Raw genomic sequence first — 11,752 nt, 5'->3', positions numbered from 1 at the left:
TAAAATTAATTGAATTATAAATTATGAACCTCCTGCCATTGGCAGGACGAATAATCAAAAGTTACGGGTATAATACACTCCTCAGGTGTTTTTTGCACAAAGTATTTCATAAACATTTTTGCCTCTCCCTGAAAATGAAGCGCTTTAAATTTGATAAACGTATTTAATACTAAATTTTTGCATAATACTCCCTTTGTCGTAAAATATATCTTTTTTCGGCCTTGCCATTGTTCATATTCATTTGTTAAATTTACATTCAAATCAAACACAGCATTGTTTTCAATAATTGACAAATCAAAAATTTTTTCTGGATGCTGTCTCGTATTACAATATAGGTTAATAAATATCATGTCAGAAATACCAGCATTTGGTACTTGTTTTATAACCATTTGATATATTTTTTTTAGTTCCTCCATAAGAGGTTCCTCCGTGTAAAATGCAGTAATGAATTTACAAAAACCATCTAACGCTTCGAAATTGTTGATAAAGGCAATCCCACCTGAAATCCCGCCACAGAAAGCAAAATCGTAATTTGCGACATTTTCCGTTGAAATATCCTCATACAGCATTACATCAGAGTCTTGATGATAACACCGGGATATCTGATGCTTAGCCATAAAATCTCTTAACATAAACCATCTCTGAATGCAAAATAGTTCATATGCGTAGTAATTAAAGCTCATATGCTGATAAATTTTCGCAAAATCTTGTCCAGATTGACTATCATTTATATTAGCGTGTTTAACAAAAGGATATTTGTTATTGCTGTCATCACCAATTAATATAATATCGCTATCTTTATTCGATTTTTTTGCTTGTAGTAAACTATACTGCAGATATTCACTATCGCCATAATGCATAAAAACAATTGGAATAGACATGTAGTTCCCCCTAATATTATCCGAATATATCTTGCTTATTGTCACACAAACTCTGTTAATGCGGCACTATCTGTAAACTTGCTATCATCAAATTACTAAGTTCTTTAAATACCATTGATATGTGCGGCGTATACCATCCTCTAATTCTATTGATGGACGCCAACCAAGATCTGCTAATTTTGATACGTCCAATAACTTACGAGGAGTTCCGTCAGGCATCGCGGTGTTATACATAATGTTACCTGAATACCCCACAACTGCAGCAATTAGGGTTGCCAATTCAGCAATAGAAATATCTTTACCTACTCCGATATTTAGCGGCTGGTTATCTTGATATTGATTCATTAAAAACAGACATGCATCAGCTAAATCATCTACATGCAAAAATTCCCGCCGTGGCTTGCCTGTACCCCAGATTTCGACATTGGATAGATGATTCATTTTTGCTTCATGAAACTTTCTAATAAGCGCTGGTAGTACATGAGATGATGTTAAATCAAAATTATCATTAGGTCCGTATAGATTCGTCGGCATAACAGAAATAAAAGTTGTTCCATATTGCTCATTATACGCTTGGCACATTGTTATTCCTGCAATTTTAGCAATTGCGTAAGGTGCATTGGTAGCTTCTAACTCACCCGTTAGCAAATATTCTTCTTTTATCGGTTGAGGAGCTAATTTGGGATAAATACAAGAGCTTCCCAGAAATAATAACTTTTTGACCTTATTTTGATAAGCAGCATTAATAATATTGGCTTGCATCATTACATTATCGTAGATAAAAGTAGCTGGATAAGTGTCATTCGCCAATATCCCTCCTACTTTTGCAGCAGCCATAAATACATACTCTGGCTGCTCAATGGCAAAAAAAGTAGCCACAGCTTCTTGATTGCGCAAGTCTAGCTCCTTGCTAGTACGAAATATAATATTCTTATAGAAATGCTTCTTTAATTTGCCTAGAATTGCTGATCCGACTAAACCTCCATGGCCGGCAATATAGATTTTGGCATGTTTATCCATAGTCTGCCTCCACATGTAATTATATGGGGAAAATTTTCTTTAGAGATTTTCTAGTAAAAGAGCTTTATTTTTATTCTTTTGCTTTCCGTATACTTTCAGTGCTAAAGCCATATTTTTGGCATAATAATTCACGTTCCATCCATTTGATATCTTGCGTTACCATCATATCTACCATTTCAATCAAACTAACTTCTGGAGTCCATCTTAATTTTTCTTTGGCTTTCGTGGCATCACCTAATAACAAATCGACTTCTGTTGGACGAAAGTAACGAGCATCTACCTCAATCAAAGTCTTTCCATTCGCTGCATCTATGCCTTTTTCTTCTATACCTGCTCCTTGCCATTCAATATTCACTCCAATAGCACGAAAGGCTAGTTCCACAAATTCACGTACCGAATGCGTCTCTCCCGTCGCAATGATGTAATCTTCTGCCTTTTCTTGCTGCAGCATAAGCCACATCGCTTTTACATAATCACCAGCGAAACCCCAATCCCTTTTTGCATCCAAGTTTCCTAAATATAATATATTGCCTACTTCTAACTTATGCTGAGCTACGGCTCTCGTGATTTTACGAGTGACGAAAGTTTCACCGCGCATTGGTGATTCATGATTAAACAGAATCCCATTGCAAGCAAACATATTATAAGCTTCCCGATAATTTACAACAATCCAATAGGCGTATAATTTGGCAACAGCATAGGGGCTCCGAGGATAAAAGGGAGTCGTCTCTTTCTGAGGTGTTTCCTGTACTTTCCCAAATAGCTCACTGGTCGCAGCTTGATAAAGCTTAACTCGACCTACCATATTCAATATACGTAAGGCTTCTAATAACCTTAGTGTACCTAACGCATCTGCATTAGCAGTATATTCTGGAGTGTCAAAAGAAACCTGCACATGACTTTGTGCGGCTAGATTATAGATCTCATCAGGCTGTACTTCCTGAATAATACGAATCAAATTTGTCGCATCTGTCATATCACCATAATGCAAAAAAAACTTTACATGTTTCTCATGAGAATCCTGGTATAAATGATTAATGCGAGCCGTATTCAATAACGAGCTACGCCGTTTTATACCATGAACAATATAGCCTTTCTCTAGTAGGAACTCAGCCAGATAGCCACCATCTTGGCCTGTTATGCCTGTAATCAATGCCACTTTTCCCATAAATTTTATCCTCTCCGATGCCTTCTTTTTTTCTTTATAATCATATCTTCTTGCCTTTTGAGCTCTTGCTGAGCATCTGCCTTGATTTGCTCCGTTTCCTCTGTTACAGGATTGCAAGTTTCAATATCTACAATTATCGACCTATCATCCTTACCTTGATAAGCTTGCTGTAAAGTTGCTAATTCACTTTTTACAAGTGCAATTTCATTAAGGAAAAAATCTTCTTGCTTCAGCTTTTCAATGCTACCAACATTTATTTCTTCTAATACTCTTTGTATATGCTGCATACAATCAATTAACTGTATTTGGCATGCTTCAATCTTTTGATTCCACTCCTTTGCCAATGCTAGATCTTCTTCTTTGTGGTATTCTTGGTATTGATGCATCTCAATCAACTGTTCTTTAAGCAAAGATATTTCCTTATGTATTAAATGATCCCTAGTCTGTAATTGTTCTGCTATTAGTTGAAAATAGGTTGTAAATTCTCCAATAATACTCTGCCTCATCTCCCACATTTCAGCTAGCATTTTACTTTCATGTTCTACAAGTCTTTTTTGCCATTCTGTTTCTGAAAGACGTAACGCTTTTTCTTGATTCACTTGTGCTTGAATAAAAACGGCAAATTCATTTCTAAATAATGCGATCTGCTGATTCATCATTTTCTCCATAGTAGTAATCTGATCTAAAACCGTTGTACATACAGGAGGATTTTCCCCAGTACCGTTAACAGTTTCGGCAACAGGAGTAGGCTGGCTCTCAACGGGAGTAGTTTCATTTTCCCATACATCCATTTTTCCTCTGCGTAGAGCCCATTTAAGCTGCTGTATATCGAATGAGTGCATAGGCTCACCATTCATAATCATAAATATCAACTCCTTTGTACTTATTTGATGATCCCCATAACTCCGCACCTAGCAATAAGGCTTTGCCAAATATGTATTATAATATATGTCATCATCATAACTTTGGTGAGAGTCCATATAAGAAAAACGCTGCCGTTCTTAAAACATATAAAGTGAACCGAACCACAGAGGCACAGAGAACGCTGAGAAAAGATAATTAGGGGGTTAAAAACCTCTGTGTTCTTCGTGCATCTTCATGACCTTTGTGCTTCATATATTTCCCTACAAGATTTATAATTTCTGCTGTTATAAAGAAAGAGCCTAAAAATCAGTCCGTAACTGATCTTTAGGCTCTACTTCTTTTCATTTAGCGTATTTGTTATTCTCTTATTTGTCCATTACCAGAAATAATATATTTGCTGCTAGTGAGTTCTGGTAAGCCCATAGGTCCGCGGGCATGCAATTTCTGTGTGCTAATACCAATTTCAGCACCAAAGCCAAATTCAAATCCATCCGTGAAACGAGTTGAAGCATTTACATATACAGCTGCTGCATCTACTTCATGCTGAAAGCGCTTGGCATTTTCAGGGGTCTTTGTAACAATGGCTTCCGAATGGCGAGTACTGTATTTGTCAATATGTTCTATCGCTTCATCCAGATTTTTTACTATCTTTATGGATAAGATGAAATCAGAGTATTCAGTAGCCCAATCCTCATCAGTAGCTGGCTTTACCTCTTGATGAAACTGAATTGTTATGGGACATCCTCTTAGCTCTACACCAGCTTGCTGATATTTATCAAGCATATCTGGCAAAAACTGCTTTGCTATTTTCTCATGTACCAATAGTGTTTCCATGGAATTGCATACACCTGGGCGAGAAACCTTAGCATTAAATGCAATGGCCTCTGCCATCTTCAGATCTGCAGATTCATCAACAAAAGTATGGCAGATGCCAGTACCCGTTTCAATGACAGGCACTATGCTATTTTCTACTACAGTTTTAATGAGCCCAGCACCACCACGAGGAATAATTACATCTAGGTACTCATTGAGTTTCAACATCTCATTTACAGCCTGTCGATCCGTAGTTTCAACTAATTGAAGGGACCCTGTTGGTATTCCTGCCTCATAAGCAGCTTGAGCAATGATTTGAATAATTGCCTTATTAGAATGAATCGCTTCCGATCCCCCGCGCAAAATCACAGCATTTCCTGTTTTTAGACAAAGCCCTGCTGCATCCACAGTAACATTAGGACGAGCTTCATAGATAATTCCAATTACGCCTAATGGTACTCGCACTTTGCTGATTTCTAGACCATTGGGGCGTTTGTCTCTACTTAATAATTCACCAATCGGATCGGGTAACGTTGTAACCTGTCGCAAGCCATCAGCCATGGATTCAATTCTACTTTGGGTTAAAAGTAAACGGTCAAGTAAGGCCTGAGATAAGCCTTTCGCTTTGCCATTTTCTATATCTACAGCATTGGCGGTTAAAATAATGGCATAATCTTTTTCTAAGGCCTCTGCCATCTTTTCAAGTGCTTGATTTTTGGTAAGAGTGGATAGTGTTGCAAGCTTTCTTGCTGCTTGCTTCCCACTCTTTCCTTTTATTTGCAGTTCTGTAAGATGATCCATATAACCTCTCTCCTTTACATTAATAATACCATATTATCCCGATGAATAATTTCATCGTAGGGTTTTGCACCTAATATAGCATTGATTTCATTGGTATGAAGTCCCATAATCTTTCTGGTTTCTGTACCGCTGTAATTGGCTATTCCTCGGGCAATTTCTCTGCCTTCGGAGGCAACAACACTAATTGTATTACCATGTTCAAATTCTCCTGTGACTGCAGTAATACCTGCTGCCAGCAGGCTGGAACCTCCGGACAACAGAGCCTGCTCACAGCCTTTATCCACAGTAAGCACTCCTTGAATACGTGCACCAAAGGCTAACCATTTTTTTCGTACATGCAAACGATTTTCTTTTGAGAGAAAGAGAGTTCCCACATTTTCCCCTGCTAGTACCTGGCGCAGAATTCCCTCTTGCAATCCTGATGCAATAATCATCGTAACCCCGGAGTTAACAGCAATTTTTCCGGCTTGGATTTTCGTATGCATACCACCAGTTCCTCGCTGCGTACCTGCACCACCGGCTAAGGCTTCAATCTCTGGAGTAATATCTGCAATTTCACTAATAAGCTGTGCATCTGGGTTCGTCTGGGGATTATCTGTATATACGCCTTCAATATCCGATAAAATAATTAATACATCGGCATCCACAATACTGGCTACCATGGCTGACAATGTATCATTGTCGCCGATCTTTAATTCATCAATGGCTACAACATCATTTTCATTAATAACTGGAATAACGCCCATTTTTAAAAGTGTTAATAAGGTATTGCGCGAATTAGTATACCGAGTCCGCTTTACTGAATCTTCACGAGTTAGAAGTACTTGGGCTACTACCTGCCCATACTCACCAAATAATTTATCATAGGTATGCATTAGCCTGCCTTGACCAACGGCCGCGGCAGCCTGTTTTTCAGGAATCGTTTTCGGCCGTTCTTTGAGACTTAAAACGTCCATACCAGCACCAACCGCTCCTGAAGAAACCAGAATAATTTCTTTTCCTTGATTAGCGAGATCTGCTAACTCTCTCACTAATTTTTCAATTCGCCACAAGTTCAATTTACCAGTACTGTGTGTTAATGTACTGGTTCCTACTTTAACCACTACTCGCTTGGCTCTTTTCAAATTTTCTCTGGTAAACATGTCACTCCCACCCGTATGTAAAAATTTGAACCACCAAGGCATAAAAGAATGTTCTTTTGTGCCTTTGTGGTTACGTTTTGTTGTTAACTAGGTAATTCTATTTTATGATTTTTTTCTGGATTGCGGTTTCGTTTATATAAAAGGCCATTGCGCCCAATAATCTGGACTAATTCAGCCCCTGCTGCTTCTGCCAATTGTGCAATTATTTCTTTCGGTGCCTCACTGCAATTTTGGAGCACACGTACTTTAATTAATTCACGCGCGATTAATGCATCTTTCGTACTATCCAGCAAACTAGCTGACATTCCTGTTTTACCAATCTGCACTACAGGGTCCATAGTGCTTCCCAAGGATCGTAAATATCGTTTCTGCTTACCTGTTAATGTTGTAATTTCTTCCACTTATTGTTCCCCTTTATGTTCTAAATTCAAATTCCATTTCGCCAATCCGTACCGTATTGCCTTCCTGAACCCCTTTTTCTTTAAGGGCACTTTCAATACCAATACGTTTAAAGAGCTGCTGAAAGCGTCGTACACCTTCATCATTATCAAAATTAGTCATCGCAACTAATCTTTCGATTCCCCTGCCACGAATTAGGAACGCACCATCTGTGTCACGGCCGATGGTAAAGTCTTCTTCTTGTTTTGCTTCATATACAATGGTACCTTCTGCTTCTTCTGGCACCTCTACATGTTCTAATAATAATTTGGCAGTCTGCTGCATAAGTTCTGGCAATCCTTCTCCTGTGGCTGCTGAAACAGGATACAGTTCATATCCTAGTTTTTTCATATGCTCAGCCACTCTTGGATAGTTCTCTTGGGCTTCCGCCAGATCCATTTTATTAGCAACAATCAGCTGCGGACGAGTCGCTAATTTCTCATTATATAGTTTCAGTTCATTATTGATTTTATTGTAATCCTCTATGGGATCGCGCCCTTCCAAACCAGATACGTCCAGAACATGAAGTATAACCTTGGTACGCTCAATGTGACGAAGAAAATCATGTCCAAGACCAATACCTTCATTGGCTCCCTCAATCAAACCTGGGATGTCAGCCAGCACAAAGCTATGTCCTTCATCGAGACTTACCACACCAAGTACCGGCGTCAAGGTAGTGAAATGATATGCTGCTACCTCAGGCTTAGCGGCAGATACAACAGATATAATGCTGGATTTTCCTACGCTAGGATATCCGACTAATCCAACATCTGCTAATAATTTGAGTTCTAGCTGTAAGAAACGTTCCGCGCCAGGTGCACCATTTTCTGAAAAGGTAGGCGCTCTATTAACACTATTAACAAATCTGGCATTACCTCGACCACCACGACCGCCTTTTACTATAACAGCCTGCTGACCTACTTTCGTCAAGTCAGCTACTACTTCTCCTGTATCAGCATCTTTTACCAATGTACCAGGTGGTACTTTAATATAGGTATGCTCTGCATGCTGACCATGCATATTTTTCGTTTGACCGTTGACACCATTATTGGCAACAAATTTACGTTTATAACGAAAATCAATCAAGGTGTTGGTATTGGCATCAACGATTAATATAACGTCTCCCCCTCGACCACCATCCCCACCACTTGGACCGCCTTTTGGAACAAACTTCTCCCGGCGCCAGCTAGACATACCATTACCGCCATTACCAGATACTACATGAATTCTTGCTCTATCAATAAACATTTTTTAAAACCCCTTTAGGTATCAACCTATCTATGTATTCATCATCAAAGTCAATTACAAAATCAAAAATTACAGATTATGAAATAGACTCTTTCATAAGACTGTATATTTTGCAACATGCTCTATTATCAGTAATATATGTCAATATGCAATAAATTACACGCCAACTCTATTCTTTTAAAGCAAAGATTTAGAAGCATTAATAAGGAGAACAACCTTATTAAAAACCTTTACCGAATCAAAGATAGAGTGTTAGCACTTTGGTAGAACTTGTCCACTTCAAAAAAGTTGCTGTAACCATCACGAAAAATCAGGTTTTATGTAGGTAAGCACAGCGTTCTTCATAAGCTTTTACAGCATCAGATACTAAGGCAGGATCTTTCGCTCACTCTTCGATGTATAAAAGAGCTTTTTCTCTACGGTCCATCTGCAGCATGGCATGAATAACTTGCAAATGGTTTACAAAATCATGCCGTTGCTTTCTCAATAAAGTAACAATTTCTTCACACACTTCATGATTTTCCATTTTCAATCATCCCTTCTATTGTAAGCCCCATCTTAAACTATTTTATACTATTATACAACAATCCAGTGTGGTTTTATAGATATTTTTGTCTGCTGTGTGTAAGGCAACTACTTTGAAGAAGACAACTTCAAAAAAAATAATACCTGCGGCTTTAAGATAGCCGCAGGTGTAATGATTAGATAGCTTCTTCTGTAGGATATACGCTTACTTGACGGTCGTTACGGCCTTTACGTTCAAAAGCCACACGCCCAGCAATTTTTGCATATAAGGTATCATCTTTACCAATGCCAACATTTTGACCAGTATGGAAATGAGTACCTCTCTGGCGAACTAAAATGCTGCCAGCAGTCACGACTTCGCCTGCGTGACGTTTAACGCCAAGACGCTTGGATTCACTGTCACGACCGTTACGAGTACTACCTACACCTTTTTTATGAGCAAATAGCTGTAAATTAAAATTAAACATCTGTACTTCACCTCCTGTGTTCAGAGATACGGACACTTTGCGGATTTGCCTTTGCAATCTCGGTTAAACCAATTAGCATCGTTTCCAACACAGCATTCGTTAATCGATCCGGATTATCTAATAAACACATCTTTAAATTGCCACTGGCAATATCCAGATGTATTCTGGCTCTTAAGTGACGATCCAATCCCAGCACAGCAGTCTGCGTTAAGGCTGATACACCAGCACATACAATATCCTGCCCATGAGGACCTTGATTTGCATGTCCAGTAACACGAAACTCAACGATACCTTGTTCTGGGTTTCGAATAATCTTTATCTTGATCATTCTTATGCTTCAATCTTCTCGATCACAACCTTAGTGAACGGTTGACGATGACCTTGACGTCTACGGTAATTCGATTTTGCTTTATATTTGAAAACAAAAATCTTCTTTTCTTTACCTTGAGAAAGAACTTTACCAGTTACTTTAGCGCCAGCTACTAGAGGTTGACCAATCACTACATTACCTTCTGTTACGACAGTAAGTACACGATCGAATTCTACTGCTTCGCCTTCTGCAGCTTCAACTTTCTCAATGAAAACAACCTCACCCTCAGAAACGCGATATTGTTTACCACCAGTTTGAATAATTGCGTACATTATTTATTACACCTCCCTCGTTCTAGTACTCGCCGAATACGGTATCACCTGAGATTGCTGAAAAAGCATCATCTGCGTCGTTGCTTCCTGCGAACCTTCGTTCAACGTACAATATGTACGCCTTCACTCAGCCTCTCGTCGCGCCTAGCACCTGACGCTTTTTGAGCAATCTCAAAGTAAGTTTATGGAACCTCTCCGTGCGGTTTGGGACACACATAAGCATAATCGCCTACATTGAATGATAATAGCATATGCAATGGGCTTTGTCAATTATTTTCCTAAAGGATCACTTTCATGCAAGATGGAAAACATTTCAGGATTCATTTCAGCCAACGCTTCTATACGTAATGAACAAGCCAGTTCGTGTTCCATACGGGTTAACTCGCCTTGACTTTTAATCATTTCCGCAACAAGAGGATGCACTTGAATGACAAGACGTCCCTGCCGCCTGGGTTGACTCATGATATAGCGCATCTTGCGCCAGATGTTAATCATTACTGTTTCAGGGGACTGTACCCTGCCACGTCCTTCGCAGCATGGACATTCATTATAAAGCATCCCTTCTACATTTTGCCGAACTTTTTTTCGTGTAATCTGTACTAAGCCCAAGACAGTAAAACCAAGTATATTGGTTTTTGTACGATCACGTTTAAATTCTTCTGCTAGTGCGGCTAATACTGCCTGTTTCTGTTCTTCTTTATCCATATCGATAAAATCAATAATGATAATGCCGCCAATATCTCGCAAACGTATTTGTCTAACAATTTCGCTTGCTGCTTCTAAATTGGTTCGAAAAACGGTATCTGATAAATTAGTAGACCCGACAAACTTTCCTGTATTCACGTCAATAACCGTTAGCGCTTCTGTTTTATCAATTACAATATATCCACCGCATGCAAGCCAAATAGAACGCTGGCCAATTTTCTTTAATTCTTCATCAATCCCAAAATGAGTAAAAATATCTTCTTTCCCTTGATAGAGGGTAACTCTGCTCACCAGCTCTGGAGACATATAGTTAAGCAAGTCACAAACTCGCCCATAGGCATCTTGGTTATCCAAAATAAATGTTTCTACATCATCTGCTAAGTAATCACGTACGATACGAATTACCAAATCCACATCACGATACAGCAAGATTGGCGCAGCTGCTCTTTTACTTCTAGCGACGAGTGCCTTCCATAGGTTGTAAAGATACTCTATATCTTTTTGTAGATCCTCTTCACTTTTACCTTCAGACATGGTACGAACAATGACCCCCATACCTTCCGGCCGCACTTTCTCAATAATTTTTTTTAGCCGTATCCGTTCTTCTTCATTCCCTATACGTCTTGAAGTCGCAATATAATCGACGGTAGGCATTAATACGACATATCGTCCTGGCAAGGTTAAGTGTGTAGTCGCCCGAGGTCCTTTAGTGCCAATTGCATCCTTTACAATTTGAACCATAACGTCTTTGCCCACAGTTAAGGCAGTATCAGCAAGCGCCTGAGCAGCCCCCTGAGGCAATGCATCGCCAATATATAAAAAAGCATTTTTTTCTCTCCCAATATCAATAAATGCCGCTTGCATACCAGGAAGTACATTCTTTGTTTTCCCTTTATATATATTGCCAACACTGTGACCACTTTTAGTTCGTTCTATGGATACTTCAATCAATTCTTTATCTTCCAGAATTGCCATTCTTGTTTCTTCTGGTGTCATATTCACCACAATTATTTTTCCCATCCCATTCCCTCCTTTCTT

At 39.0% G+C, this 11,752-nt stretch carries 13 protein-coding genes; all 13 read right to left on the bottom strand.

What is annotated here, in order from left to right; translation table 11 throughout:
- Window positions 1-14: 14 nt before the first annotated feature.
- The 13 genes from JBW_RS08745 to JBW_RS08685 all read right to left on the bottom strand — a co-directional run bounded on the left by JBW_RS08745 (window position 15) and on the right by JBW_RS08685 (window position 11,734).
- The gene (locus tag JBW_RS08745; protein ID WP_007959409.1) at window positions 15-881 is read right to left on the bottom strand and encodes a hypothetical protein; all 867 of its coding nucleotides are present in this window, start codon (window positions 879-881) and stop codon (window positions 15-17) included.
- Between the two features lie 87 nt (window positions 882-968).
- Window positions 969-1,901: a GDP-L-fucose synthase gene (gene fcl, locus JBW_RS08740; RefSeq protein ID WP_007959412.1), complete on the bottom strand. Its 933-nt coding sequence runs from the start codon at window positions 1,899-1,901 to the stop codon at window positions 969-971.
- Window positions 1,902-1,971: 70 nt separating this feature from the next.
- Complete coding sequence (gene gmd, locus JBW_RS08735) at window positions 1,972-3,069, bottom strand: GDP-mannose 4,6-dehydratase (RefSeq protein ID WP_007959414.1); 1,098 nt, start codon at window positions 3,067-3,069, stop codon at window positions 1,972-1,974.
- A 5-nt stretch (window positions 3,070-3,074) separates the two neighbouring features.
- A complete protein-coding gene (locus JBW_RS08730) occupies window positions 3,075-3,932 on the bottom strand; it encodes a hypothetical protein (RefSeq protein ID WP_007959416.1) in 858 nt (285 codons plus the stop codon).
- 358 nt (window positions 3,933-4,290) lie between these two features.
- Window positions 4,291-5,547: a glutamate-5-semialdehyde dehydrogenase gene (locus tag JBW_RS08725; RefSeq protein ID WP_007959419.1), complete on the bottom strand. Its 1,257-nt coding sequence runs from the start codon at window positions 5,545-5,547 to the stop codon at window positions 4,291-4,293.
- 14 nt (window positions 5,548-5,561) lie between these two features.
- Window positions 5,562-6,689: a glutamate 5-kinase gene (gene proB / locus JBW_RS08720; RefSeq protein WP_007959421.1), complete on the bottom strand. Its 1,128-nt coding sequence runs from the start codon at window positions 6,687-6,689 to the stop codon at window positions 5,562-5,564.
- 83 nt (window positions 6,690-6,772) lie between these two features.
- Window positions 6,773-7,090, bottom strand: a complete 318-nt coding sequence (yhbY, locus tag JBW_RS08715) for a ribosome assembly RNA-binding protein YhbY (RefSeq protein WP_007959424.1) — start codon at window positions 7,088-7,090, stop codon at window positions 6,773-6,775.
- Between the two features lie 13 nt (window positions 7,091-7,103).
- Window positions 7,104-8,375 (bottom strand): GTPase ObgE, encoded by a 1,272-nt coding sequence (gene obgE, locus JBW_RS08710; RefSeq protein WP_007959426.1) that lies wholly within the window; start codon window positions 8,373-8,375, stop codon window positions 7,104-7,106.
- A gap of 385 nt (window positions 8,376-8,760) precedes the next feature.
- Window positions 8,761-8,901, bottom strand: coding sequence for a Spo0B domain-containing protein (locus tag JBW_RS08705; protein WP_007959429.1), 141 nt, complete (start codon window positions 8,899-8,901; stop codon window positions 8,761-8,763).
- A 175-nt stretch (window positions 8,902-9,076) separates the two neighbouring features.
- A complete protein-coding gene (gene rpmA / locus JBW_RS08700; RefSeq protein ID WP_007936222.1) occupies window positions 9,077-9,367 on the bottom strand; it encodes a 50S ribosomal protein L27 in 291 nt (96 codons plus the stop codon).
- 7 nt (window positions 9,368-9,374) lie between these two features.
- On the bottom strand, window positions 9,375-9,695 hold the full coding sequence (locus JBW_RS08695) for a ribosomal-processing cysteine protease Prp (protein WP_007959431.1): 321 nt from the start codon (window positions 9,693-9,695) through the stop codon (window positions 9,375-9,377).
- A gap of 2 nt (window positions 9,696-9,697) precedes the next feature.
- Window positions 9,698-10,009, bottom strand: coding sequence for a 50S ribosomal protein L21 (gene rplU, locus JBW_RS08690; protein ID WP_007936218.1), 312 nt, complete (start codon window positions 10,007-10,009; stop codon window positions 9,698-9,700).
- Between the two features lie 270 nt (window positions 10,010-10,279).
- Window positions 10,280-11,734, bottom strand: coding sequence for an Rne/Rng family ribonuclease (locus JBW_RS08685; RefSeq protein ID WP_007959432.1), 1,455 nt, complete (start codon window positions 11,732-11,734; stop codon window positions 10,280-10,282).
- Window positions 11,735-11,752: the final 18 nt, after the last annotated feature.

Origin of the sequence: Pelosinus fermentans JBW45 (assembly GCF_000271665.2) — a bacterium.
Taxonomy (GTDB): Bacteria; Bacillota; Negativicutes; order DSM-13327; family DSM-13327; genus Pelosinus; species Pelosinus baikalensis.
Note: the sequence above shows the minus strand (reverse complement) of the source record. Positions and strands in the feature narration are given on the sequence as shown.

Bases quoted from the DNA above. Each gene is read 5' to 3' on its own strand.
- JBW_RS08725 (WP_007959419.1), bottom strand. From the start codon at position 5,547: ATGGATCATCTTACAGAACTGCAAATAAAAGGAAAGAGTGGGAAGCAA.
- JBW_RS08745 (WP_007959409.1), bottom strand. From the start codon at position 881: ATGTCTATTCCAATTGTTTTTATGCATTATGGCGATAGTGAATATCTG.
- gmd (WP_007959414.1), bottom strand. From the start codon at position 3,069: ATGGGAAAAGTGGCATTGATTACAGGCATAACAGGCCAAGATGGTGGC.
- JBW_RS08730 (WP_007959416.1), bottom strand. From the start codon at position 3,932: ATGATTATGAATGGTGAGCCTATGCACTCATTCGATATACAGCAGCTT.
- JBW_RS08705 (WP_007959429.1), bottom strand. From the start codon at position 8,901: ATGGAAAATCATGAAGTGTGTGAAGAAATTGTTACTTTATTGAGAAAG.
- rpmA (WP_007936222.1), bottom strand. From the start codon at position 9,367: ATGTTTAATTTTAATTTACAGCTATTTGCTCATAAAAAAGGTGTAGGT.
- JBW_RS08695 (WP_007959431.1), bottom strand. From the start codon at position 9,695: ATGATCAAGATAAAGATTATTCGAAACCCAGAACAAGGTATCGTTGAG.
- fcl (WP_007959412.1), bottom strand. From the start codon at position 1,901: ATGGATAAACATGCCAAAATCTATATTGCCGGCCATGGAGGTTTAGTC.
- JBW_RS08685 (WP_007959432.1), bottom strand. From the start codon at position 11,734: ATGGGAAAAATAATTGTGGTGAATATGACACCAGAAGAAACAAGAATG.
- rplU (WP_007936218.1), bottom strand. From the start codon at position 10,009: ATGTACGCAATTATTCAAACTGGTGGTAAACAATATCGCGTTTCTGAG.
- obgE (WP_007959426.1), bottom strand. From the start codon at position 8,375: ATGTTTATTGATAGAGCAAGAATTCATGTAGTATCTGGTAATGGCGGT.
- proB (WP_007959421.1), bottom strand. From the start codon at position 6,689: ATGTTTACCAGAGAAAATTTGAAAAGAGCCAAGCGAGTAGTGGTTAAA.